This is a genomic window from Subtercola boreus, assembly GCF_003399645.1.
GTDB classification, from domain to species: Bacteria; Actinomycetota; Actinomycetes; order Actinomycetales; family Microbacteriaceae; genus Subtercola; species Subtercola boreus_A.
Genome location: NZ_NBXD01000020.1, coordinates 83,920 through 108,449, shown reverse-complemented (window position 1 = coordinate 108,449; position 24,530 = coordinate 83,920). Strand labels below are relative to the sequence as shown.

The window sequence follows — 24,530 nt, the reverse complement described above, 5'->3', positions numbered from 1 at the left end:
TCGAAACTGCGATTTTACGTGAGCCAGCAGCTGTAGATCAAACCGGTGACCGCCGGCTCCGTGGTGAGCACGGCGGTCGTGATCTCCTGGTCGCGCTGGGTCGAGGCGGGAATGTCGACGACCTTCCAGCCGACCACCGCGTGATCCTCGTTCTGCGCCTCGACCACGCATGCCGTCGCCTGGCCGCGGTCGGCTGAAACCGTGAAGGTCACATCGACGCGCGTGGCGCTGACCACGACGTGGGCCTGATCCTGTGCATCCACCGAGGATCGTGAGCTGTCGAGCCCGGCCCAGATGACCCAGGCGCCGATCACGAGCACCACCGCGCCGCCGAACAGCACGGCGATGAGCCGTCCCCGGCCCCGGGACTTCGCCGTGTTGCCGTAGCGTTCGGAACGCACGGTGGATGCCGGTGCCAGCGTCGATGAGGCCGCCGTCGACGCCGATGTGGCCGCGAACGGGCCGTCTTCGCTGAGCTCGTCTTCGCTCACGTGCGGTCAGCTCTCCTCTGTCGAACGATTAGTCTGGATGTGCCGGGTCTCCCGGCGCGAACCGCCGGTTTTCGGCAGAATTTCTCTACCCGTACCACAGGGTAGTTCGCCTAGCTGAGGAGTTGAGACACCTGGCACTTCGTCTCATGGCCGTGCACGCCCATCCCGATGACGAATCGAGCAAAGGCGCAGCGACGTACGCCTACTACCTCGACCGTGGAGTCGAGGTGATGGTCGTCAGCTGCACCAGCGGCGAGCGGGGGAGCATCCTGAATGAAGGGCTCGCGACGAGGCCGTGGGCCGAACGCGACATGACGGGTCTTCGCCGTGTCGAGATGGCCGCCGCGCAGGCCGCCGTGGGGTTCGAGCACCGCTGGCTCGGGTACGCCGACTCGGGGCTGCCCGAGAACGACGATCCGCTGCCCGCCAACGCCTTCGCCGCGATAGCCCCCGAGCTGAGCGTGCGACCACTCGTTCATCTCATCCGCGAGCAGAAGCCGCAGGTTCTGCTGACGTACGACGAGAAGGGCGGCTACCCGCACCCCGATCACATCCGCTGCCACGACATCTCCGTGCTCGCCTACCGCCTGGCCGCCGACGAGACGTACGCGCCCGAGCTCGGCCCGGCCTGGCAGGTGTCGAAGCTCTACTACGACCGCATCTTCAGCTACCAGCGCATGCAGTCGATCAAGCAGCTGCTCGAGGCGACCGATCCCGACAGTCCGCTGCTCGCGACCTTCGCCGAGATGGGGCGGTGGATGACCGAGAGCCCGTACCTCGCAACCACCCAGATTCCCGCGGGTGCCTTCTTCGAGTCCCGAGACAACGCCCTGCTGGCGCACGCCTCCCAGGTCTCGCCCGACAGCGCCTTCTTCTTCTGGCCGAACGAACTGCAGCAGCAGGCATGGCCGTACGAGGACTACCAGCTCATCGACTCGAAGGTCCCGCTTCCCGAACCGGTGGAGGGGGAGTTCGAGAACGACTTCTTCGCAGGGATCGATTCCGACGTTCTGTCGGAGGCCGGCAGGTGATGGTCTCCGCCGCGCTGCACACCACCCTCGGCACGGCGCTGGGCTGGGTGGCCGACGATGCGACCCCGAGCCCCGCCCCGGCCGTCAACCCCGACCTGGTGACGCCCGGAACGATCGGTTTCATCGTGACGTTCGCGGTGATGATCCTCGCGGTGCTGCTCATCATCGACATGACCCGGCGCATCCGTCGGGTCAACATGCGCCAGCAGGTCGCCGAGAAGCTCGACGCCGAAGAGGCGGCTCGCGCCGCGGCCGACAGGGGCCCGGGCGCGAAGAAGTAGCGGTGAGCGGCTGGCGCGCTCCGGCGGTGCCGTCTCAGCCGTTGAACGGCGGGTTCACCGCGATGAGCAGGATGCCCGTCCAGTGGCACGCGAACGCGACCAGCGTCAGTGCGTGGAAGATCTCGTGGAACCCGAAGACCCCGGGAACCGGGTTCGGCCGCTTCAGCCCGTAGACCACGGCGCCGATCGTATAGGCGACCCCGCCGACGAGAACGAGCGTCATCGTCACGGCGTTCGCCGCGAAGATGTCGGCGGTGAACAGCAGGGCGGCGCCACCCATGAGCACGTAGAGCGGGGTGTAGAGCCACCGCGGGGCGTCGAGCCAGAACACGCGGAACCCGATGCCGAGCAGAGCCGCGACCCACACGGCCACGAGCACGAGCGTGTCTTTGCCGGGTGGCAGGGCGAGTGCTGCGATGGGGGTGTAGGTGCCGGCGATCAGCAGGAAGATGTTCGCGTGATCGATGCGTTTGAGAATGCGCTTCGTCTTCGGCTGCCAGTTGAAACGGTGATAGAGCGCGGAATTGCCGAACAGCAGCAGCGACGTGATCGCGAAAACGGTGGTCGACGCTTTCGCAGCGGCACCGTCGGCCAGCACGACGAGCACCACGCCCGCGACGATCGCGAGCGGGAAGGTGACGGCGTGGATCCAGCCGCGCCAGGTCGGTTTGACCTCGGCCGCCTCATCGACCAGCGGAAGGTGAGGCAGTGCGGAGGTCATGCCTCAACCCTAGCCGCGCCGCCTGTGGGGCCCGCTGGGAGTTTCTGCCCGCGGAGGGTAGCGTTACCTCGTGCAGAAGAGGCAGGACACCCCCGGTCGAGGTCTGCTCTACGGGCTGTACCAGAAGCGGCTGCGGCGCGAGCTCGACGAGGGCAACCTTCCCCACCACGTTGCGATGATCATCGACGGCAACCGTCGTTGGGCGAAGCTGAAGCTCCTCGAGACCGCGGCGCACGGCCACCGCGCCGGCGCCATCAAGGTGCGCGAGTTCCTCGAATGGTGCGACGACCTCGGCATCTCGGTCGCGACCCTCTACCTGTTGTCGACCGACAACCTCACCAGCCGCAGCGAAGCCGAGCTCACCGAACTCATCGAGATCATCGCGCAGCTCGCCGAAGAACTCTCCACCTACCGCAACTGGCGCATCAAGCACGTCGGCAGCAACGAAGGACTGCCGCCGAGGCTCGTCGCCGCCCTCTCCGAGGCCGAATCCCGCACCTCCGCCAACACCGGCCTGCACGTCAACCTCGCCGTCGGCTACGGCGGTCGCACAGAGATCGCGGATGCCGTACAGAGCATCATCCGTACCCATCAGGCCGCGGGCCACACGCTGGCCGAGCTCGCTGAGAACCTCGACGAGGAGCTGATCGGCGCCCACCTCTACACCGGGGGCCAGCCCGATCCCGACCTCGTCATCCGCACCTCGGGGGAGCAGCGCCTCAGCGATTTCATGCTCTGGCAGAGTGCGCACAGCGAGTTCTACTTCATGGAGGCGCTCGGCCCCGACATTCGCCAGGTCGACTTTCTGCGGGCGCTCCGCGACTTCTCGAGGCGGCAGCGACGCTTCGGCGGCTGACACAACCACAAACCAACCCCCCCAGAGAAAAGGTGAAGCACATGAAGGGCAAAATCCTGTTTGTCATCGGCCTCGGCGTCGGTTACGTCGCGGGCTCCGCAGCCGGCCGTAAGCGGTACGAGCAGATCAAATCGAAGGCCGACGCGGCCTGGAACCAGCCGCAGGTGCAGAAGGCTGTGCACAACGCGGAGGCGTTCGTCGCCGACAGGGCGCCGATCGTGCAGGAGAAGCTCGCCGATGCGGTCAAGGCTGCACCCGGCGTGATCAAGGATGCCGCGGCCAAGGTGCGCGGCACGGCCGACGACGTGGCCGACAAGGCCGGTGACACGGCCGACGACCTGGCCGACAAGGCCGGAGATGTGGCCGACGAAGCTGAGAAGAAGGCAGACGACCTCGCGTCGTAACACAACGTTAATCTCAGCCGGGGTGTGTCGGTTCGTTTCGGTGCACCCCGGCGGCTTACGGTGTTTGCATCAGGTATGGCACCTGATCGAAGCGGCCACATAAGTACGTTTCGATACCAGCCCAGGTCTTGAAAGAGGCTTGGCGGCCGCTTCGCCGGAAAGATCCGGGTGAGCATCGCCGCCCGGGGTTGGAGTACTTGTGCCCGATCAAAAACTGAAGAAGTCAACCACCACCAGCGTCAAACAAGCCGAGCGTACCTATGTACTGGATACCTCGGTTTTGCTGTCTGACCCGAAGGCGATCTTCCGCTTCGCCGAGCATCCTGTGGTCTTGCCGGTCGTGGTGATCTCCGAGCTCGAATCCAAACGCAACGATCCGGAGATCGGCTACTTCGCCCGCCAGGCGCTTCGCAACCTCGACGAGTTGCGGGTGCTCCATGAGCGCCTCGACTTTCCGATCGCCGTCGGCGACGCCGGAGGAAGCCTCCGCGTGGAACTGAACCATTCGAACATGTCTGTGCTGCCGTCGGGCCTGCAGCTGCAGGACAACGACTCGCGCATCCTCGCCGTCGCGCTCAACCTGTCCAACGACGGCCTCGACGTGACGGTCGTCTCGAAAGACCTGCCGCTGCGCGTCAAGGCCGCCTCCATCGGCCTCGCGGCCGAGGAGTACCGCGCCGAACTCGCCGTCGACTCCGGTTGGACGGGCATCGACAGCATCACGCTGAGCGCCTCCGACATGTCGAAGCTGTGGGACCAGGAGGGCATGGAGACCCCGCTGGTGGCGAAGATGCCGATCAACACCGGTCTGGTCATCCATTCCGACCGTGGTTCGGCCCTCGGCCGGGTGACCAGCAAGAACAGCTTCCAGCTCGTGCGTGGCGACCGCGACGTCTTCGGGTTGCACGGTCGGTCGGCCGAGCAGCGCGTGGCGATCGACATGCTGCTCGACCCCGAGGTCGGCATCATCTCGCTGGGGGGTCGAGCCGGTACGGGGAAGTCCGCTCTGGCCCTGTGCGCAGGACTCGAAGCCGTGCTGGAGAAGCAGCAGCACAAGAAGATCATGGTGTTCCGGCCGCTCTACGCGGTGGGCGGCCAGGAGCTCGGTTTTCTTCCGGGCGATGCCAGCGAGAAGATGAACCCGTGGGCGCAGGCGGTCTTCGACACACTGGGCTCGCTGGTCTCTCAGAATGTGCTCGACGAGGTGGTGGAACGCGGCATCCTCGAGGTTCTGCCGCTCACGCACATCCGTGGCCGGTCGCTGCACGATGCCTTCGTGATCGTGGATGAGGCACAGTCGCTCGAACGGAATGTGCTGCTGACCGTGCTCTCGCGCATCGGCCAGAACTCCCGCGTGGTGTTGACCCACGACGTGGCGCAGCGCGACAACCTGCGGGTCGGCCGCCACGACGGTGTCGCGTCGGTGATCGAGTCGCTGAAGAACCACCCGCTCTTCGGGCACATCACCCTGACCCGCTCGGAGCGCTCGGCCATCGCGGCGCTGGTCACCGAGATGCTGGAGTCGAACGAACTGACCTGAAGCGGAGGGCCCCCCGGCGCTGTTCGTCGGTGGGCCCCCGGCACGGCCCGAGGTAGGGTGAAGAAATGGCTACCGGCTCCTCCATTCGTGTCAAAGCAGCACGCAACGTGCTTGCCGATCACGTCTACAACCAGCTCATGGTGGCCTTCATGGATGGCCGGCTCGAGGCCGACGAGCCCCTCAACATCGACCTGCTCTCGCGGGAGTTCGAGGTGTCGCAGACCCCCATCCGCGAGGCCCTGGTGCGTCTCGAATCCACCGGACTGGTCGTTCGAACCGTTCTCAAGGGCTACCGTGTCGCCCCGCTCTTCTCACTCGGCGAGGTCGTCGAGCTGATGGATGCCCGGCTGCTCATCGAGCCCGAGAACGCGTTCCGCGCCTGCAGCCGCTCCACCGACACCCTCGTCACGCAGCTCGGCGAGACCATCTCCGAGTTGGACGCGACGAAGCACCACGTGGAGTCCGAAGCGATCGGCCAGTACTGGCAGGCCGACGAGAGGTTCCACCGGCTGATCGCCGAGGCTGCAGGCAACCGCTTCCTGCTCGCCGCCTACCGTTCGCTGGGCGGTCACGTGCAGCGCTTCCGGCTCTTCGGTGGGCTCGGTGTGAGCGACGCCGATGCGGCCATCCAGGAGCACACGCGCGTGCTCGAAGCCTTCAGGGCGAACGACCCCGCCGAGGCCCGCGCTCGCATGGACTCGCACATCTGCGGTGTGCGCACGCGAGCGATCGCCGACGCATCGCACGGGCATCCGTCGGCCTGATCCCTCGCCCGCAGTCTCCCCTCCCGGTCGCGGGGGGTCCCGCGCTGGGGGTCTTGACTTTCGCACTCTTCCCGAGGATCGTATACGAAGTATGAAATACGAACTCCCACACAACGAGGTGCAGATGTCAGACACGACCGGGAGCTGGCCCATTGCGGCAGCCCTCCACCAGTTCGCCAGCCCTGCCAACCAGCACGCCCCTGCCGAGGCGTGGCTCGCCACACTCCGCGAAGTCGCAGGCGTCGGCTTCGAACACATCGATCTCACCGACAGCTGGCTGCAGATCGGCGATCTGAGCCCCGCCCGCCTCACGCAGTTCGCCGAGGCGGCCGCCGAAGCCCAGGTCGGCGTTCCGTCGCTCTCCATCACCCGTCGCAGCGTCATCGACCCGGTCGACGGCGTCGACAATCTCGCCTACACGCACCGCACGATGGATGCCGCGGCCACCCTCGGTACACGCGTGCTGTCGCTCGGCCTCCACCGCCCGCTGACCGCCGATCAGAAATCGCAGCTCTGGTTCTGGAACGCCGACAGCGACGGCGACCCGGAAGACTCGCCCGAGACCCGGGCTCTCGCCGTCTCCCGTTTTCGCGAGATCGGCCAGCACGCCGCCGACCTCGGGATGCTCGTCTCCCTCGAGCTCTACGAAGACACCTACCTCGGCACGGCCGACTCGGCGGTTCAGCTGATCACCGAGATCGACCTGCCGAACGTGGGCCTCGACCCCGACATCGGCAACCTGGTGCGCCTGCACCGCCCGATCGAGGACTGGCGCGAGATCCTGGCCAAGACCCTGCCCTACACGAACTACTGGCAGGTCAAGAACTACTTCCGCGACGAAGATCCGATCACAGGCGCGGTCTTCGCGGCGCCCGCTCCTCTGATGCTGGGCTTCATCAACTACCGCGAGGCGGTTCGGGATGCTCTGGCCATCGGTTTTCGGGGTGTGATCTGCTGCGAGCACTACGGCGGCGACGGGCTCGGTGTGAGCGCCATGAACGCGGACTACCTGCGTACGCTGCTGCCGGCATCCCTGCCCCCTGCACCCGTCGGGGCGTCTGCTGTCGACGCAGCCCGCCAGGGGGTCACGGCATGACGAACCTCCTCATCGACGCCACCACCTTCGCCGAGACCGCCATCGACGGGTTCGTTCTCGCCAACCCCGGGCATGTTCGGCGGGTCGACGGGGGAGTGGTGCGCTCCTCCGTCATTCCCGAGGGCCGCGTCGCCGTCGTGGTCGGCGGCGGATCGGGCCACTACCCCGCCTTCGCCGGCATCGTCGGCCCCGGGCTCGCCGCAGCGGCGGTCTGCGGCAACATCTTCGCCTCCCCGGCCTCGGGCCAGGCCTATCGGGTGTGCAGGGCGGTCGAGCGCGGAGCCGGCGTTCTGCTCACGTTCGGCAACTACGCCGGCGACGTGCTGCAGTTCGGCATGGCCGCCGAGCGGCTGCGGGGCGAGGGTGTCGACGTTCGCGTCGTCACCGTCACCGACGATGTCGCCAGCGCGACAGCCGACGAGATCGCGAAGCGCCGCGGTATCGCCGGCGACCTCACTGTCTTCAAGGCGGCCGGCGCTGCTGCCGAGGCGGGGGCCGACCTCGATGAGGTGGAGCGTATCGCCCAGTTGGCCAACAGCCGTACCCGTTCCTTCGGTGTCGCCTTCAGCGGCTGCACGCTGCCGGGTGCCGACGAACCGCTCTTCACTGTCCCCGACGGCATGATGGCGGTGGGCCTCGGCATCCACGGCGAGCCGGGTATCAGCGAGGTGCCGGTTCCCTCGGCCCCCGACCTCGCGGCCCTGCTGGTGGAGCGTCTGCTCGATGAACTGCCCGGCGACGTTCCCACCGCTTCGGGCGCCCGGGCCGTCGTCATCCTGAACGGCCTCGGCGACTTCAAATATGAAGAACTGTTCGTCGTCTACGCCAGCGTGCACCGCCTGCTGGGCGAGGCCGGGGTCATTGTTGCCGACACGGAATGCGGCGAGCTGGTGACGAGCCTCGACATGTCGGGCGTCTCGCTGACACTGTTCTGGGTGACCGACGAGCTCGAAGAGCTCTGGCGTGCGCCCGCCGACACACCCGCCTACCGCACCGGCTCGATCGACGCCGAGCCCGACACCCGCGACCACGGCGTCTCGGATGCCGCCGCAGACGTTCGGCGCACGGTGAGCGGCCCGGAGGAGACAGCCGCGGCCCAGCAGGTGCTCGTCTGCCTCGAGGCGGTGCACCGGATGATCGTGGCCTCCGAAGACGAGTTCGGGCGGATCGACGCCATCGCCGGTGACGGCGACCACGGCATAGGTATGAGCCGCGGGGCCACGGGTGCGCTGGCCGCTGCGAAATCGGTCGTCGCCGAGCAGGGTTCGCTGGCCGAACTCCTCGCCGAGGCGGGGGAGGCCTGGTCGGAGAACGGTGGCGGAACATCCGGAGCACTCTGGGGCATCGCCCTCACCGCCGCCGGGGCGAGCCTGCCGCCCTCCTCCGAGGTGAGTGCGACCGCGGTCAGCTCTGCCGTGGACGCGGCCCTGGCCGCCATCCAGAACCTCGGCAAGGCCGAAGTCGGTGACAAGACGCTGGTCGACGCGTTCGTACCGTTCGCCGACGAACTGCGCCGCCGGGTCTCGGCGGGCGAAGCGCTCACCGCGTCCTGGACCGGAGCCGCGACCGCATCCGTGCGCGCGGCCGAAGCCACGGCTGACCTCGAACCGCGGCTGGGCCGGGCACGGCCGCACGTCGAACGCAGCCTCGGGCATCCCGATGCCGGAGCCGTCTCTTTTGCACGAATCGTCACGACCGTCGGCGACCGCCTCGGCGATCTCCCCCACGAATAGGAGCACAACGCATGTCGAACACCCCCCTGCGAATCGTCATCGGAAGCGATGACGCCGGATTCGAATACAAGGAGCAGCTGAAGGCCATGCTCGAGGCCGACCCCCGCGTCGCCAGCGTGGCCGATGTCGGCGTCGACGTCGACGGCCACACGGCCTACCCGCACGTCGCGGTCACCGCCGCGCGCCAGATCGCCGGCGGCGAAGCCGATCGCGCCCTGCTGTTCTGTGGAACCGGCCTCGGCGTCGCCATCTCAGCGAACAAGGTACCCGGCATCCGTGCCGTCACAGCGCACGACAGCTACTCGGTCGAACGCTCGGTGCTCAGCAACAACGCGCAGGTGCTCACCATGGGCCAGCGCGTCATCGGGCTCGAACTCGCCAAGCGCCTCGTCGGCGAGTGGCTCGACTACCGTTTCGACGAGAGCTCGTCATCGGCCGGGAAGGTCGCGGCCATCACGGGTTACGAGGGCGCGGAAGAGGTCGCGTCATAGGCGCCTTGACCGTGAGCGCCGTGAGCGCATTGAGCACCTGAGGTACCGAGCCGGCCGGCCGGGCTGGCTGCGGTCGCCGAGAGCGACGGGGTCCGCATCCCGCGCCCGGCGGTGACCGGGGGCAGCTGCCTGTGGATAACTTCCACGTGCCTCCGGCCTTTTCGTCTACGGTCTCAGGATGCTCGCCAGTCTTCCTCTCGCCGCAATACCGTTCCCTCCCGACCTCGCCACCGTGCTGACGCTCGCACCGGTCGCCTACGTGGCCGCGGTGACCCCCGCGCTCGTCATCGCCGACCTCCGCCACCGGCGTCTACCCAACGTGCTCGTGCTGCCGGGGCTCGCCGTGGTTGCGGTCGCGGCGGCGGTCGGCGCCCTGTGCTCGGGGCTCGATGCCACGTGCACGGCCCTCGTCGCCTTCGTCACGCTGGTGGTCTTCGCGACGCTCCGCCTCGCCGGCGCCCTGGCCACCGGAGACGTGAAGCTCGCCGTTCTGCTCGCGGCTGCCCTGGCGCCCGTGGCCTCGGCGAGCCTCGCGCTGTACCTCCTCGCGGGCAGCATCGCCGCGCTCGGCTCGGGTCTCACCGCGTCGCTGCTCCTGCTGCGGGCCTACGCCCGTGGTGCGCTGCGCCCCTCCTCGCTCGCGCTGGGCCCGTTCCTGTTGTTCGGCTTCTGGGCCGCCCTCACGGCGGCCGTCGTGCAGCCCCACTCGTGAGCGCCCGGGTGGCCGGTTGCCGGGTCCGACGCCGGGTCGCCGGCCCGCTAGGGCGCGAGTCCGCGAGGGCGAGTCCCGCCAGGGCGCGAGGCCCGCCATGGCGCAGATCCCGACAGCGGTAGGCCCGCCAAGGCGCCGGTCAGGCGCCGAACAGTGTGGCGCGCAGAAAGTCGTTGCGAAACTTCTGACCGGGGTCGACGCGCTCTGCGAGGGCGACGAAGTCGGGCATCCGGTCGTACAGGGGGGCCAGCGCCTGGCGATCGGCGGCAAACACCTTGCCCCAGTGCGGGCGGGCCCCGAACGGCCGAAGCGCCGCCTCGATGGCGGGCAACAACGCCCCGACCTCGGGGCCGAGCGGCTTCCAGGTGAAGTGCAGGCACACGGAGTCGCGCCCGCTCGACATGCTGAGCCAGAACGTGTCGGCGGTCACCGTGCGAATCTCGGAGATCTGCAGCAACGGCGCAATCCGCTCGCCCAGCCCGCGCAGCGCCTCGATCGCCGCGACGGCGTGCTCCCGCGGGATGAGGTACTCCGACTGCAGCTCATCGCCGTTCGACGGCGTGAAATCGAGCCGGAAGTGGGGCAGCCGGTCGACCCACGCGCCCGCGATGCCGAGCTGTTCGGTGCACGCCTCGGCCGACACGCCGGGCAGCGGATGCCGGCGCTCGCGCGCCGGTCGCGCACTGAAGAAGTGCTCGCCGCCATCCGTCGACGACAGCAGTTCGTCGCCCGCCACACCCGCGTGCCGCCCGACCCGCGCCTTCAGCCACACCTGGTCGACCGTCGCATTCACCCAGTTCGTGAACAGGCTGACGCTGTAGGCCGCCGACGTGATCTCGTCGAAGTGTTCGGCGAGGTCGCTCCACGACAGCTCCTCGAACACCGACACCGCCACATCGAAGGTCGGCTCGATGGCCAGCGTCATCTCGACGATCACGCCGAGAGCGCCGAGAGCGACCACATACCCGTCGAACTCCGCCTCGCCCCGCTCGACCGAGCGCTCCGAGCCGTCTGCCTGAACGACCCGCAGCGATCGCACCGAGGTGGCGAGGTTGCCGTTGCGGTCGCCCGAACCGTGCGTGGCCGTCGCCGTGGCGCCGCCGACCGAGATGTGCGGCAGCGACGCCAGGTTGGCCAGCGCGAACCCGTGCCGCTGCAGGTACTGCCCGAGCACGCCGTATTTCACGCCGGCATTCACCCGAACCGTCATGGTCGCCGTATCGATCTCGATCGGCGCCTCGAACTGCGTGAGCGACACCAGGATGCCCGGGGTCGCCGCTATCGTGTTGAACGAGTGCCGCGATCCGAGTGCCCGCACGCTTTCGGCGGCCGCGACGACGCCCTGCAGTTCGTCGAACGTGCGGGGCTGTCGCAACTCCGCTTCACCGTAGGCGACGTTGCCGGCCCAGTTTCTCTCGACCACGGGTGTCGACTACTGTGCGGGGGCCGCGGCCGCGGGCGGCCGTGTCATCGACAGAACATCGAGCGCCGTGTCGAGCTGCTCGAGCGTGACTTCTCCGCGCTCGACGAATCCGAGGTCGATGACGGCCTCGCGCACGGTCATGCTCTTCGAGACCGAGTGCTTCGCGATCTTCGCTGCGGCCTCGTACCCGATGATGCGGTTCAGTGGCGTCACGATCGACGGTGACGACTCGGCCAGCGCACGCGCCCGCTCGAGGTTCGCCTCGAGGCCGGCGACCGTCTTGTCGGCCAGCAGTACCGAGGAGGTCGACAGCAGCCGGATCGACTCCAGCAGCGCCGTGCCCATCACCGGAATGGCGACATTCAGCTCGAACGAACCCGAGGCGCCCGACCAGGCGATGCTCGCATCGTTGCCGATGACCCGAGAGCAGACCTGCAGAATGGCCTCCGGGATGACCGGGTTCACCTTGCCGGGCATGATCGACGACCCCGGCTGCAGGTCGGGGATGTGCAGCTCGCCGAGCCCGGTGTTCGGGCCCGAACCCATCCACCGCAGGTCGTTGCAGATCTTCGTGAGGCTCACCGCGAGCACCCGCAGGGCTCCGGATGCCTCCACGAGCGAGTCGCGCGCACCCTGCGCCTCGAAGTGGTCGCGCGCCTCGGTGATCGGCAGCTCGGTCTCGGCGGCGAGCAGCTGGATGACCAGCTGCGGAAAGCCAGCCGGGGTGTTGATGCCCGTTCCGACCGCGGTGCCGCCGAGCGGAACCTCGGCGACATGCTTCAGCGTGCCCTCGACCCGTTCGATGCCGAGGCGGATCTGCGAGGCGTAGCCGCCGAACTCCTGGCCGAGGGTGACGGGCGTCGCATCCATCAGGTGGGTACGACCCGACTTCACGGCGGTGGCCCAGAGCACGGCCTTCTCCTCGAGCGCTTCGGCGAGGTGCGCCAGCGACGGAACGAGGTCGTGGATGAGGGCGCCCGTGACGGCGACGTGCACCGACGTCGGAAAGACGTCGTTCGACGACTGCGAGGCGTTCACGTGATCGTTCGGGTGCACCTTCGACCCGAGGCTCTCGGAGGCGAGCGAGGCGAGCACCTCGTTCATGTTCATGTTCGTCGACGTGCCGCTGCCGGTCTGGTAGATGTCGATCGGGAACTGGTCGCCGTGCGACCCGGCGATGACCTCGTCGGCGGCCGACGCGATGGCCCCGGCGATGGACGCGTCGAGTACGCCGAGCTGCGCGTTGGCCAGGGCCGCCGCCTTCTTGATGCGCGCGAGTGCTGCGATCTGGGCGGGCTCCAGCACGTCGCCGGAGACGGGGAAGTTCTCGACCGCCCGTTGTGTCTGTGCACCGTAGAGCGCGTCGACCGGAACCCTCACCTCGCCCATCGTGTCGTGCTCGATGCGGTACTCGGTGTTGGGAGCGTTCTCCACCACGTCGTGGTCTTCCTTTCGATTGGTCGCGGGGCCGTCTGCTCCGCGGGGTGAGGCCTGGGGCCAAAGAGGGTGGTCAGATCAGGAGTCCGTCAGATCGCAGGGGCCGGCTCGATGGTGCCGATGACCATGTCGGGCTCGGCGCGACCCTCCGCGAGGCGGTAGTTCGCACCCACGATGGCCAGGCGCCCCTCGGCGATCGCGTCGGAGATCATCTCCGACGATTCGAGGATGCCGGCGACCGTGTCCTGCAGGTGGTATCGACCCACCAGATGGGCGCTCACGTCTGTTCCAGCTGCTGCTGACTCCCGGGAGACGCGTTTCACCGCCGGTGTGATGGCGCTGATCAGGTTCGCAATGTGCGGCGGCAGCGGGGGATTGGCGGGATTCTCTGCGTCGATGGCAGCGCGCACGGCCCCGCACTCGTCGTGCCCGAGCACCACGATGAGGTCGACGCCCAGCACGCCGACGGCGTACTCGAGGCTGCCGACGACCGACTCCGAGATGACCTGGCCCGCGTTTCGAACGACGAAGAGATCACCGAGGCCCTGGTCGAAGATGATCTCGGCCGCGAGGCGGGAGTCGCTGCAGCCGAAGAGCGCGACATGCGGAGTCTGCTGGGCAGCAAGGCTGTTGCGCCGATCGACATCCTGGTGCGGATGCTGCGGCGTGCCCGCCACGAACCGGGCATTGCCCTGCTGCAGCTCGGCCCAGGTGCGCGCCGGAGCGGCGGTGTCGTCGGTGATGCTCACTTCGCTGGGGCTCCCTCGCTCGGCTGGGCGGCGACGTTGGCGGTGATGGAGGAGGCGACGAGCCGGAAGTCATTGTCGGTGGCCGTTCCGTACAGCACGTAGGTGCTGCGCCCGGAGGTCGTGGTCAGGGCGTACTTCACGTTGCCGACATCCTGGCGGCTGGTGCGGTTGTCGTAGACGGTCCACTGGATGCCGTCGATCGCGATCGTCGACGACGCGGCCGTGTCGTGCATCTGGTCGGAGAGCCAGCTGTCGTTCGCATCGACGCCCTGAGAGAGAGCGACGAAGGTGCTGGTCGGCGACAGGAGGCCGATGTACCAGTACGCGATCCCGTCGGTACCCGACCGGATCTCGGCGGCGTTCGAGCTCCACCCCGAGGGCAGGTCGGGAACCGCGACGGGCACCGGCAGCGAGGCCTGGGCGCTCGCCGCGACAGAGCGGTAGTCGATCGACTGCAACTGCGAGCTGTCGTTGCGTGGAACGAGCAGCACGATCACGATCACCACACCGACGCAGACGATCAGCGACAACCAGAGGTTGTTGATTGTTTTGTTCGCGCGGTACTTGCGCGACTGCTCGGCCTTTCGGGCTGTGGTCTCTTCGAGCGTCTCGGGGCGGCCGAGTTCGGCGACGACGCGCGGGGGTTTCTGGGCCACGCCTACTCCGCCGCCGTTCGCGAAGGGGCAGCCGCAGGCTTGCCGGCAGCCGCACGCGCCGCATCGAGACGTGTCTTCGCGCCGATCAGCCATTCCTCGCAGCGGGCCGCGAGGGCCTCGCCGCGTTCCCACAGGGCGAGCGACTGCTCGAGGGTGGATGCCCCCCGCTCCAGTTCGCTGACGACCTGCACGAGTTCGTCGCGTGCCTCCTCGTAGCTGAGCGCACTCGTCTCCGGGCGCACGCGTGGTTCAGCAGAGGGGTTCGGCATGCCCACAATCCTATCCGCGCGCGGGGTTTGCAAGCTCCCCCTCCGAGCGGGCTGTGAGACTTCCCTCGGCAAGGGTGATTGTGAGGGAGGCATCGGCGGGAGCATCCGTCGCCCGTCTCACGATGCCGCGATCGGCCGCCTGCACGATGGCGTACCCGCGGTCGAGCGTGCTCTGTGGTGAAAGGGCACGCAGGCGCGCGCTCAGTTCGCTCGTGCCCGTGCCGGCCCGCTCGAGCACGCGGTTCAGCAGCTCCACGCCGCGTGCCACGTACCGGGTGAGGTCTTCGGCCCGCGACGTGACGATCCAGTCGGCCTCCGCGAGAACGGGCCGTGAACGCACCTGCTCGATGCGGTCGATCTCGCCGCGCACGTAGGCGGTCACACGAAGGCTGAGCCTCGCCCGGGCCTGCTCGACCCGGTTCAGCTCTTCGGAGACGTCGGGAACGACGCGCTTCGCCGCATCGGTGGGGGTGGATGCCCGCAGGTCGGCGACCTCGTCGAGCAGCGGCCTGTCGGCCTCGTGCCCGATCGCCGACACCAGGGGTGTCACGCAGGCCGCAGCTGCCCGCACGACGCTCTCGTCGCTGAACCCCAGCAGGTTCTGAAAGTCGCCGCCCCCGCGGGCCACGATGATCACGTCGACCTCGGGGTCGGCATCCAGCCGGGAGATCGCGGCCGCCACCTCGCGCGGAACCCTGTCGCCCTGCACCGCCGCGTGCACGACGCGGAACGACACCGACGGCCAGCGCAACTGGGCGTTGCGCAGCACGTCTTTCTCGGCGTCGCTGTCTTTACCCGTGATCAGCCCGATGCAACCGGGCAGGAACGGCAGGGGTTTCTTGCGCGCGACGTCGAACAGCCCCTCGGAGGCCAGCTGCCGCTTCAGCCGCTCGAGCCGCTCGAGCAGGTCGCCGAGCCCCACGTGGCGCATCTCGAAGACCTGCATCGAGAGCGAACCGGCCTTCAACCAGTAGGTGGGCTTGACCAGAGCGATCACACGATCGCCCTGTTTCAGGTCGGTGGGCAGCCTGCCCTTCACCGACGACCAGACTGTGAAGCCCACCGTGACCTCGTCGGTGAGGTCTTTCAGTTTGCCGTAGACGTTGCCGCCGCTGACCCCCCACTGGGTGATCTCGCCCTCGACCCAGGCCGTGCCGAGACGCTCGACATAGCCCTTGATCTTGCCCGAGAAGACACCGACGGACCAGGGGTTCTCGAGGGTCGGCGCACCGCTCGCATCGAACGCAACGGCCAAGCGCATACCTCCAGCACGTAGAATGAACCGGTGAGCAACGCAACCGTCAGTCTGCCGATGCCGAGGATTCCCGGCGTACGCAACAGGCTAAAGGATACCCCCGTCACCGGCGCGAAACGGGTACTGCTCGCCGCACCCCGGGGCTACTGCGCAGGCGTCGACCGAGCGGTGGTCGCCGTCGAGAAGGCCCTGGAGCGCTTCGGCGCGCCGGTCTACGTGCGCAAGCAGATCGTGCACAACGTGCACGTCGTCTCCACTCTCGAGAAGCAGGGTGCCATCTTCGTCGACGAGGTCGACGAGGTCCCCGCGGGCTCGCACGTCGTCTTCAGCGCCCACGGCGTCTCACCCGCCGTCGTACAGGGCGCCGCCGACCGCAACCTCCAGGCCATCGACGCGACCTGCCCGCTCGTCACCAAGGTTCACCGTGAAGCCGTGCGCTTCGCCCGTGACGACTTCGAGATCCTGCTGATCGGCCACGAGGGCCACGAAGAGGTCGAGGGAACGGCGGGGGAGGCCCCCGAACACACCACGCTCGTCGGCAGCCCCGACGAGGCCGACACCATCGTCGTCCGCGACCCCGATCGCGTCGTCTGGCTGTCGCAGACCACTCTGAGCGTCGACGAGACCATGGAGACCGTGCGGCGCCTGCGCGCTCGGTTCCCCAACCTGCAAGACCCGCCGAGCGACGACATCTGCTACGCCACGCAGAACCGCCAGGTCGCCATCAAAAAGGTCGCCGCGGGCAGCGACCTAGTGATCGTCGTCGGTTCAGCGAACTCCTCCAACTCGGTGCGCCTCGTCGAGGTCGCCCTCGAGTACGGCGCGAAGGCCGCCTACCGCGTCGACTACGCCCACGAGGTGAAGCAGGAGTGGCTCGACGGCGTGAACACGGTCGGAGTGACCTCCGGTGCATCCGTTCCCGAGGTTCTCGTGCAGGAGCTGCTCGACGACCTCGCCGGTGCCGGCTACGGCGACATCGAGACCGTGCAGACGGCCGAAGAAGACCTCATCTTCTCGCTGCCGAAAGAGCTGCGACAGAGCTCGACCGGGTCGCAGGACGCCCGTGCCCTCGGCGGCCGTCGAAGCTGAGGCCCTGACTCCCTGAGGCCCTGACGCCCGGTGCTACGGCGTCGGCGCGACCGTCGAGGTGAGGCTCTGTACGAAACCGGGGTCGTTGCAGAACGCGAACGTGATGGCGCCGATCCAGAGCGCGAAGGTCACGGCTCCGAAGATCAGTGGAATGAAGAACGCCACCCTGCGCCGCTGAACCCGCCGCACCGACAGCACGATCGAGAGCAGGTTCAGGATGATCGTCGCCACGCCCACGCCGATTCCGACGCTCTGGGTGGTGCTCGACGCGGAGAAGTCGCTGTAGCCCTGCAACGCTGCCGCCTGTGCCAGCACGGTGGTGAAGTCGAAGAGCGCCGGGATCATGCTGGCAGAGACCAGCACGCCGATGAACAGCAGAGCGCCGGTCGCGATCGCGTCGCCGAGCTTGAACGTGGGTGACGAACCGGCGCCCTGGGCGCCTGCGCCATACCCTGAGCGGGCCGCGGCGCTGTAGGGGGCGGTCGGACCGTGCGGCGGCACGCCGGCACCGGGCTGACCGACGGGCGCCTGGCCGTCTCCACCCGCCGCGGCCGGTACGGGAACGTCGGAACCCGCGGGCGGAGCCGGGGGCTTCCACTCCCAGCCCTCGGGGGCGAGTTCTCCGTACTTCGGCTTCGGCCTGTTGTCTACCATGAGAGGATTTCTGTTCGGGGGCGTGATCGCGACAAGTGATCATCGAACGCGCCGATGCACCGTTGAAAGGCTAACAGCATGAACCTTGCAGAGTCCGTGAAGCCCGGGGGCGCTCGAACCAAGGTCGTCATCTACACGACCGACGTTCTGGGCGAGCGGATGGCGGGCCCCGGCATCCGGGCCCTGCGTTTCGCCCAGCAGCTGTCTCCCGTGGCCGAGGTGCGGCTCGTGGCCCACGTGACGGCCGACCTCCGGAGCGATGACTTCCTCATCGAGGTGGCGAACGGGGAGCGCCTGCTGGAGCACCTGCGCTGGGCCGATGTCGCGATCGTCCAGAGCCCCATCTTCACGATGATGCCCGAGGTGCTCGACATCGATGTGATCGTCGTCTCCGACCTCTACGACCCCTTTCTGCTCGAGCAACTGCAGCAGGGCCTCTACATCGAGTCGACCGATCAGGATCTCGGGGCCGCCTGGACGGTCGGGGCCGTCAACGACATGCTGCGCTACTCCGACTACTTCATCTGCGCGTCGGAGAAGCAGCGCGACATGTGGATCGGGCAGCTCAGCTCGATGGGGCGCCTGAACCCCCAGACCTACCGCTCCGACCCGTCGCTTCGCAACCTGATCGACATCGTTCCGTTCGGGGTCGACGGCGATGCGCCCCAGCGAACCGGGACGGGCATCCGGGGCGCCGTCGAAGGTATCGGCCAAGACGACAAGATCCTCCTCTGGGGTGGCGGCATCTACGACTGGTTCGACCCGCTCACCCTCATCCGAGCGGTGGCTGCGCTCAGCGAGCGGCATGCCGACATCCGGCTGTTCTTCCTGGCGACCCAGCACGCGAATCCCGCGCACGCGACCATGCGCATCGCCACCGACTCGATCGCGCTCGCCGATGAGCTCGGCGTTCTGGGGCGGCACGTCTTCTTCAACGAAGTGTGGGTTCCACACGCCGATCGTGCCAACTACTTCCTCGACGCCGACCTGGGCGTGAGCACGCACCTCGACCACCTCGAGACGTCGTTCAGTTTCCGCACGCGCCTGCTCGACTACATCTGGGCCGGGCTGCCGATCGTCAACTCGGCGGGCGACGCCTTCGAGGCGGCCATCGTCGAGCGGGGCCTCGGCGCGGTCGTCGCGCCGGGCGACCAGGCGGGGCTCGAGGCGTCCATCGAGCGCCTGCTCTACGACGAGTCGGCGGCGACGGATGCTCGCGCACAGGTTCAGGCGTTCGCCCCCGAGTTGCACTGGGAGAGCGCCGCTCGCGCCCTCGTGGCGTTCTGCGTCGCTCCCTACCACGCAGCCGACGCCGAGCGCATCATCGGCGCCCGGCAGGCGGCGCGGGATGCTGCGGAGGCCGCGGCCGAGGCGGCCGCGGCGCTGGAACGCGAGAACGACGCCGCGCTGCAACTCTCCCTGCAGCAGCGCGCCCAAACCGAAGCGGAGCTGCGCGAGCGCGTACGCACCCTCGAGGCGAGCACCTCCTGGCGTGTCACGGCCCCCCTGCGCGCCATGACGCGCCGCCGGGGCGCAAAGCGCCCCTAGCGCCCGCGCCCCTAGCGCCCGCGCCCTTGCGCCCGCGCCCGGCTCGCCCGCACCCCTGGCGCCCGGGCCCGCGCACCCCACCGCGCGCCCGTGCCTTGCCGCGACCCGCGGCGCCCTCGCCGCCGTGCCCCGCCCCGCGTCCCTGCGCCCTCCCGCGTCTCAAGCGCCGCCCCATTTTGCGCAAAAGCACCCAAACGGATTGCGTTTGGTGCTTTTGCGCAAAATGCGACCGGGGCGCCGCGCTGCGGCCCGCCGTGCACCCTCCGGCATCCTCGTGGCCATCCGTTTTGCGCAAAAGCACCCAAACGGGCTGCGTTGGGTGCTTTTGCGCAAAATGCGGCGGCCGAGTGGCGCGCGGGCCGAGTGGCGCGCGGGCCGAGTGGCGCGCGGGCCGAGTGGCGCGCGGGTGGAAGGGTCGGCGCGCACGGGAGGGGCGCGCGGCGCACGCCCGGGGGATCGGAGGTGCGGGAGAACGCTAGGGGCGGCGGAGGCGCTTCGCGGCGAAGCGGAGGGGGTTGTGCTTCAGTTCCGCGATGATGGCGCTGATGCGGTCGACCTCGGCCTGGGCCGCATCCGCGCGGGTCTGTTCCGCATCGGCGCGAGCACGCTCGGTGTCGGCACGTTCGCGTTCGGCCTCGGCACGGGAGACGGCCGCTGCCACGTCTGCACGGGCTGTGGCGAGGTCGACTGTTGCAGCATCCGTCTGCGCCTGCAGCTCGACCTGTGCCGCCTCAGCCGTGTCGGCACGGGCGACGAGGTCCGCGACCACCCGGTTGATCTCCTCGGGCGGGAACTCGCGCTGCCTGGTGTGCGGCGCGGAGGCTCGCGCATCCGGAACGGCCTTGCCGACGAACTGCAGCACGCTCGCATCCGTCTTCGCGAGCAGATCGAAGAACGTCGGATCGCTTTCGTCGACCCGCAGGCCGAGTGAGCCGAGCTCGGTCTCGAGCATCGCGTCGGGGTACGGGAACACGACGGGGTTCTCGTCGACCACCGTGAACCCGCTGCTCGCGAAGATGTCGTCGACCTCGGCGCGGTCGTAGAAGTGCACGTGCGTCTTGTCGAGGATGCCGGTCTGGGTATATCCGAATTCGCCGCGCAGCAGGTCTATGCGCACAGAGGCATGCGTCATGTTCGGGATGGAGAAGACGACGAACCCGCCCTCCGCCAGAAGAGAACGGATGCGACGAAGCGCCTCCCGCGGATCGCCCAGGTGCTCGAGAACGTCGGCGAACACGACCACGTCGAACAGGCCGAGCCCGTCGAGCGTCGGTGCCGTGGTGATGTCGAACACCAGTGCGCGGGAGATCTTGGTGGCCGCCTCGGCGACGTCGGCCGCATCCAGGTCGACTCCGGTGACCGTGCAGCCCTTCAGCCGCTCAAGAGCTTCGCCGAAGTTTCCCGACGAGCAACCGACGTCGAGCACCCGAGAGTTCGGCGGAACATGCAGGTACAGGTTCGACCAACTGTCGTTGGCGCCGGAGGGGTTGAAACCGTGCCCGGAGTAGGCCGAGAGCCCGGCGCCCCCCGCGTCGCCGGTGATGCCGGTAGCCACCGGATCGTCGGCGTCGCTCGTCAGGTTCTCGGCGTCGCTCACCGGGTTACTTGCCGGAGTGGCCGGCCGAGCCGAGCTGCTGGGTGGCCTCGAGAACGCGGGCGGCCATGGCCGTCTCGGCGATCTTGCCCCAGGCGCGCGGGTCGTAGATCTTCTTGCTGCCGACCTCGCCATCGACCTTCAGCACACCCTCGTAGTTGGTGAACATCGTGCCGGCGACCGAGCGGGTGAAGGCGTACTGGGTGTCGGTGTCGATGTTCATCTTGATGACACCGTTCGAGACCGCTTCGGTGATCTCCGCGTCGCTCGAGCCCGATCCGCCGTGGAAGACGAGGTCGAACGGCTTGTGGTTGTCGCCGAGCGTGGAGGCGTACTTCTCGTACACGCCGTCCTGGATCTCCTTCAGCAGCTCGGGGCGGAGCTTGACGTTGCCCGGCTTGTAGACGCCGTGCACGTTGCCGAACGTGAGGGCGGCCATGTACCGGCCGTTCTCGCCGAGGCCCAGCGCTTCGACGGTGGCCAGTGCATCCGAGACCGTCGTGTACAGGTGCTCGTTGATGTCGTGGCTGACACCGTCTTCTTCGCCGCCGACGACGCCGATCTCGACCTCGAGGACGGCGTTGATGGCCCTGGTGCGCTTCAGCATGTCCTCGGCGATGCGGAGGTTCGCGTCGAGGGTGATGGCCGAGCCGTCCCACATGTGCGACTGGAAGATCGGGTTGCGGCCAGCCTTGACCTCGGCCTCGCTCGCGGCGATGAGCGGCATGACGAACGATTCGAGCGCGTTCTCGGGGCAGTGGTCGGTGTGCAGCGCGACGGTGATGGGGTAGTTCTTCGCCACCTCGTGGGCGAACGCGGCGAAGGCGAGGGCGCCGGTCGCGCGCGCGCTGCCCGAGGCGGCCTGGGCCTTCTGGCCGGCCAGATAGTCGGCGCCGCCGGTGGTGACCTGGATGATGCCGTCGGAACCGGCTTCGGAGAGGCCCTGCAGCACGGCGTTCAGTGTCTGCGAACTCGAGACGTTCACCGCGGGGTAGGCAAACCCCTGGGTCTTCGCCTTGTCGAGCATTTCAGCGTACTGATCGGGGGTTGCGATGGGCATGACTCTCCTTTGATGATGTGCGGGTTCCAGCATAGCGAGGGAGGCCTCGCCGGGCGCTCTGAGGTGCTGTCGCACTAACCTGTAGACAGCGGGTGCGAAGCGGCCCCGGGTACAGACAGAGAAGGATCCACCGTGACCGACAACTCCACCCCTCCCATCCTGCTGGAACACCCCGACCGGAACCTCGCTCTCGAACTGGTGCGCGCGACCGAGGCCGCAGCCATCCGGGCCTGGCCGTTCATCGGCAAGGGCGACAAGCTCGCCGCCGACGGGGCTGCAGTGGATGCGATGCGAGCCCTGCTCGGCACGGTCAACTTCGACGGGGTCGTCGTCATCGGCGAGGGCGAGAAAGACAAGGCGCCGATGCTGTTCAACGGCGAGCACGTCGGCAACGGACGGGGTCCTGCGTGCGACATCGCGGTCGACCCGATCGACGGCACGTCGCTGACGGCGGCCGGCCGGCCCAACGCGATCTCGGTGATGGCAGTCGCCGACCGCGGCACGATGCTGGATGCGTCGACGGTGTTCTATATGGACAAGATCGTCACGGGGCCCGAGGGCATCGGGGTCGTCGACATCCGCAAGCCGATCGGCGAGAACATCCGGGCGCTCGCAGCGGCGAAGGGCAAGGATGTCTCGGAGATGAAGATCGCGGTACTCGACCGTCCGCGGCACGCCCAGTTGATCGAAGAGATCCGCGCTGCGGGCGCCGGAACGCGTCTCATGCTCGACGGCGATGTGGCCGGGGGCATCAACGCGGCGCGCTACGAGACGCGCACCGACATGTGCGTGGGCATCGGCGGCAGCCCCGAGGGAATCGTCACGGCGTGTGCGATCAAGGCGCTGGGTGGCTTCATCCAGGGCATCCTCAAGCCGGGCTCCGATGAGGAGCGCCAGCGCGGCATCGACGCCGGGCTTCTGATGGACCACGTCTACGAGGCGAACGACCTCGTCTCCTCAGACAACACGTTCTTCGTCGCGACCGGCGTGACCGACGGCGGGCTGGTGAACGGCGTGCGGCGCAAGGGCCCGATCATCCGTACCGAGAGCATCGTACTGCGCTCGCACTCGGGCACCATCCGCCGCATCGTGGCCGACCACATAGCTGACAAATGGCTCTAGCGAGCCATTCGGTTCTGCTGGGGGAGGAGTGGGCGAGCGCGTACCGCTCATCACCGGGCCACGGTCACAGAATCGACCCGGTTTCGATGAAGCGCCGCAGATAGGGGGTGGGAGGCCCGGATTCGTGTCCGTTCGAGCGGGCAGGCTTCAGATGAGACGGTGGGGGTCGTCGATGCTGGCCAGGTCGGACTCGATGTCGAGTTCGGCCACCAGTTCGAAGGCCGTCACCGGGCGTGCCGTCTCCTCGATCGGCTCGAGGGTCTTCAGCACCACCGACTCGTCGAGCGCGTTCAGTCTGCGCGCCGTCGGGAACACCTGCCGTTCGAACGAGCCGACGAACGCGTTGTAGTCCCGCACGCTGCGTTCGATCGTGCGGCCGAGCTTCTCAATGTGCACAGCCGTCGTCGCAAGGCGTGAGTACAGCTCCTTGCTCAGGTCGAACAGCGTCTTCGCCTCGTGCGTCAGTACGTCTTGCTGCCAGCTGAATGCCACCGTCTTCAGCAGCGACCACAGCGTCACCGGTGACACCAGGGCCACCCGGCGCGAGAACGCGAAGTCCATGATGCCCGGGTCGGCCTCCATCGCTGTCGAGATCAGCGACTCGCTCGGGATGAACGCAACCACCAGCTCGGGCGACGCGTCGAGCCCGGCCCAGTACCCCTTCGAGCCGAGCGCCGTGATGTGCTCGCGCACAGCCTTCACATGGGCGCGCAGCAGCTCCTCACGTCGGGCGCCCTCGGCACCCGTCGCCGTCACCGCGATCGTCGAGGCCTCGAGGTAGGCCGTGAAGGGCACTTTCGCATCCACCGCGATGTTCTTGCCGCCCGGCAGGTGCACGACCATGTCGGGTCGGCCATGGCCGCGGTCGCTCCGGATGTTCGACTGCACCTCGAAGTCGACCCTGTCGATCATTCCGGCGGCCTCGACCACGTTGCGCAGCTGCGTCTCGCCCCAGACACCCCGGGTGCTGTTGGAGCGGAGCGCCGAGGCCAGCGACTCCGCCGTCGTGCGCAGCCGCTCCTCACTCTCGGTCGCCGACCGCAGCTGCTCACTCAGCTCGCCGTGCTGTTGCCGCCGCTGCTCTTCGAGCTCGGTGACTTTCGCCTGAACCAGTCGCAGGCTCTCCTGCACCGGACTCAGAGCGACGAGCACCTCGCCGTCGGCCCGCACCCGCTCGGATTCGGCCCGCTGCACGTCGGCCAGACGCTCCTGGAACTCGGCCAGGCGCCCCTCCTGCTGCGCGATCTGTTCGCGGTACTGGGCATCCTGCGCCCGCAGTTGCTGGCGGAGGGCGAGCGCCGTCGCCTCGGCTGAGGCGCTTCGGCCCTGCAGCTCGAGCAGCGGGGCGAGTTCGCGCGCCCGTGACTCGGCTCGCGCCCGTTCGCCGGCGGTGTTCGCGGCAGCAAGATGGCGGCCCCGCAGCATCCACCCGGCGAGCGCGCCGACCAGCAGTGCCAGGGCCAGGCAGGCGAGAAATGCACCGGTTGCGTTCATGGCCGAAGTGTCGCACGAGCCTCCGACACGGGCCGCGAACGAGCTCGGCCAGCCGCCGGA

Annotated in this window: 24 protein-coding genes and 1 pseudogene; 13 read left to right on the top strand and 12 right to left on the bottom strand. The window is 68.2% G+C overall.

Annotated features, from left to right (window positions below; genetic code table 11):
* Nucleotides 1-14 precede the first annotated feature (14 nt).
* Nucleotides 15-491, bottom strand: a complete 477-nt coding sequence (locus B7R24_RS10725; protein WP_116418947.1) for a DUF4307 domain-containing protein — start codon at nt 489-491, stop codon at nt 15-17.
* 146 nt (nt 492-637) lie between these two features.
* On the opposite strand from B7R24_RS10725, the gene mca reads away from it, so the two are divergent.
* Nucleotides 638-1,522: a mycothiol conjugate amidase Mca gene (gene mca, locus B7R24_RS10720; protein ID WP_116418946.1), complete on the top strand. Its 885-nt coding sequence runs from the start codon at nt 638-640 to the stop codon at nt 1,520-1,522.
* Nucleotides 1,522-1,803, top strand: a complete 282-nt coding sequence (locus tag B7R24_RS10715) for a hypothetical protein (protein ID WP_116418945.1) — start codon at nt 1,522-1,524, stop codon at nt 1,801-1,803. The genes mca and B7R24_RS10715 overlap by 1 nt, the downstream gene beginning before the upstream one ends.
* Before the next feature lie 34 nt (nt 1,804-1,837).
* Here B7R24_RS10715 and trhA read toward each other — a convergent pair whose 3' ends face one another.
* Entirely contained in the window at nt 1,838-2,524 is a 687-nt protein-coding gene (trhA, locus tag B7R24_RS10710) for a PAQR family membrane homeostasis protein TrhA (protein WP_116418944.1), read from the bottom strand.
* 70 nt (nt 2,525-2,594) lie between these two features.
* Between trhA and B7R24_RS10705 the strand changes: the two genes are divergently transcribed.
* The 8 genes from B7R24_RS10705 (at nt 2,595) to B7R24_RS10670 (ending at nt 10,120) form a co-directional block, all read left to right on the top strand.
* The gene (locus B7R24_RS10705) at nt 2,595-3,380 is read left to right on the top strand and encodes an isoprenyl transferase (RefSeq protein ID WP_116418943.1); all 786 of its coding nucleotides are present in this window, start codon (nt 2,595-2,597) and stop codon (nt 3,378-3,380) included.
* Between the two features lie 41 nt (nt 3,381-3,421).
* Nucleotides 3,422-3,784 carry a YtxH domain-containing protein gene (locus tag B7R24_RS17805; protein WP_216363672.1) on the top strand — a complete coding sequence of 121 codons (363 nt, stop codon included), beginning with the start codon at nt 3,422-3,424 and terminating at the stop codon, nt 3,782-3,784.
* Nucleotides 3,785-3,983: 199 nt separating this feature from the next.
* Nucleotides 3,984-5,324, top strand: a complete 1,341-nt coding sequence (locus B7R24_RS10695) for a PhoH family protein (RefSeq protein ID WP_116418942.1) — start codon at nt 3,984-3,986, stop codon at nt 5,322-5,324.
* A gap of 65 nt (nt 5,325-5,389) precedes the next feature.
* Nucleotides 5,390-6,088 (top strand): GntR family transcriptional regulator, encoded by a 699-nt coding sequence (locus B7R24_RS10690; RefSeq protein WP_116418941.1) that lies wholly within the window; start codon nt 5,390-5,392, stop codon nt 6,086-6,088.
* A 124-nt stretch (nt 6,089-6,212) separates the two neighbouring features.
* On the top strand, nt 6,213-7,184 hold the full coding sequence (locus tag B7R24_RS10685) for a sugar phosphate isomerase/epimerase family protein (RefSeq protein ID WP_172582792.1): 972 nt from the start codon (nt 6,213-6,215) through the stop codon (nt 7,182-7,184).
* The gene (locus B7R24_RS10680; RefSeq protein ID WP_116418939.1) at nt 7,181-8,917 is read left to right on the top strand and encodes a dihydroxyacetone kinase family protein; all 1,737 of its coding nucleotides are present in this window, start codon (nt 7,181-7,183) and stop codon (nt 8,915-8,917) included. Before B7R24_RS10685 ends, B7R24_RS10680 begins: the two co-directional genes overlap by 4 nt.
* Nucleotides 8,918-8,928: 11 nt before the next feature.
* On the top strand, nt 8,929-9,408 hold the full coding sequence (locus tag B7R24_RS10675) for a ribose-5-phosphate isomerase (RefSeq protein WP_116418938.1): 480 nt from the start codon (nt 8,929-8,931) through the stop codon (nt 9,406-9,408).
* A gap of 178 nt (nt 9,409-9,586) precedes the next feature.
* Complete coding sequence (locus B7R24_RS10670) at nt 9,587-10,120, top strand: prepilin peptidase (protein WP_116418937.1); 534 nt, start codon at nt 9,587-9,589, stop codon at nt 10,118-10,120.
* Nucleotides 10,121-10,259: 139 nt separating this feature from the next.
* On the opposite strand, the gene B7R24_RS10665 is transcribed toward B7R24_RS10670, so the two are convergent.
* The 6 genes and pseudogenes from B7R24_RS10665 to xseA all read right to left on the bottom strand — a co-directional run.
* Nucleotides 10,260-11,543, bottom strand: coding sequence for an FAD-binding protein (locus B7R24_RS10665; RefSeq protein ID WP_116418936.1), 1,284 nt, complete (start codon nt 11,541-11,543; stop codon nt 10,260-10,262).
* A gap of 9 nt (nt 11,544-11,552) precedes the next feature.
* Nucleotides 11,553-12,980 (bottom strand): class II fumarate hydratase, encoded by a 1,428-nt coding sequence (locus tag B7R24_RS10660; RefSeq protein WP_116418935.1) that lies wholly within the window; start codon nt 12,978-12,980, stop codon nt 11,553-11,555.
* 89 nt (nt 12,981-13,069) lie between these two features.
* Entirely contained in the window at nt 13,070-13,723 is a 654-nt protein-coding gene (locus tag B7R24_RS10655) for a carbonic anhydrase (protein WP_216363674.1), read from the bottom strand.
* Between the two features lie 2 nt (nt 13,724-13,725).
* Entirely contained in the window at nt 13,726-14,385 is a 660-nt protein-coding gene (locus B7R24_RS10650; protein WP_253259409.1) for a DUF4245 domain-containing protein, read from the bottom strand.
* Nucleotides 14,386-14,387: 2 nt separating this feature from the next.
* Entirely contained in the window at nt 14,388-14,627 is a 240-nt protein-coding gene (locus tag B7R24_RS10645; RefSeq protein ID WP_437123529.1) for an exodeoxyribonuclease VII small subunit, read from the bottom strand.
* Nucleotides 14,613-15,915, bottom strand: a pseudogene (gene xseA, locus B7R24_RS10640) (exodeoxyribonuclease VII large subunit); the annotation flags it as partial. The gene B7R24_RS10645 and the pseudogene xseA, both read right to left, overlap by 15 nt.
* 51 nt (nt 15,916-15,966) lie before the next feature.
* On the opposite strand from xseA, the gene B7R24_RS10635 reads away from it, so the two are divergent.
* Nucleotides 15,967-16,998, top strand: a complete 1,032-nt coding sequence (locus B7R24_RS10635; protein ID WP_116419001.1) for a 4-hydroxy-3-methylbut-2-enyl diphosphate reductase — start codon at nt 15,967-15,969, stop codon at nt 16,996-16,998.
* A 33-nt stretch (nt 16,999-17,031) separates the two neighbouring features.
* Here the strand turns inward: B7R24_RS10635 and B7R24_RS10630 are convergent, their stop codons facing one another.
* Nucleotides 17,032-17,652, bottom strand: coding sequence for a DUF6264 family protein (locus B7R24_RS10630; RefSeq protein ID WP_116418932.1), 621 nt, complete (start codon nt 17,650-17,652; stop codon nt 17,032-17,034).
* 78 nt (nt 17,653-17,730) lie between these two features.
* On the opposite strand from B7R24_RS10630, the gene B7R24_RS10625 reads away from it, so the two are divergent.
* Nucleotides 17,731-19,200 (top strand): glycosyltransferase family 1 protein, encoded by a 1,470-nt coding sequence (locus tag B7R24_RS10625; protein WP_116418931.1) that lies wholly within the window; start codon nt 17,731-17,733, stop codon nt 19,198-19,200.
* 475 nt (nt 19,201-19,675) lie between these two features.
* On the opposite strand, the gene B7R24_RS10620 is transcribed toward B7R24_RS10625, so the two are convergent.
* Together B7R24_RS10620 and fbaA are read right to left on the bottom strand one after the other, a co-directional pair.
* A complete protein-coding gene (locus B7R24_RS10620) occupies nt 19,676-20,797 on the bottom strand; it encodes a class I SAM-dependent methyltransferase (protein ID WP_116418930.1) in 1,122 nt (373 codons plus the stop codon).
* Between the two features lie 4 nt (nt 20,798-20,801).
* Entirely contained in the window at nt 20,802-21,854 is a 1,053-nt protein-coding gene (gene fbaA / locus B7R24_RS10615; protein WP_116418929.1) for a class II fructose-bisphosphate aldolase, read from the bottom strand.
* Between the two features lie 132 nt (nt 21,855-21,986).
* Between fbaA and glpX the strand changes: the two genes are divergently transcribed.
* The gene (gene glpX / locus B7R24_RS10610) at nt 21,987-22,976 is read left to right on the top strand and encodes a class II fructose-bisphosphatase (protein WP_253259407.1); all 990 of its coding nucleotides are present in this window, start codon (nt 21,987-21,989) and stop codon (nt 22,974-22,976) included.
* A 147-nt stretch (nt 22,977-23,123) separates the two neighbouring features.
* Here the strand turns inward: glpX and rmuC are convergent, their stop codons facing one another.
* Nucleotides 23,124-24,470, bottom strand: coding sequence for a DNA recombination protein RmuC (rmuC, locus tag B7R24_RS10605; RefSeq protein WP_116418928.1), 1,347 nt, complete (start codon nt 24,468-24,470; stop codon nt 23,124-23,126).
* Between the last annotated feature and the right edge of the window lie 60 nt (nt 24,471-24,530).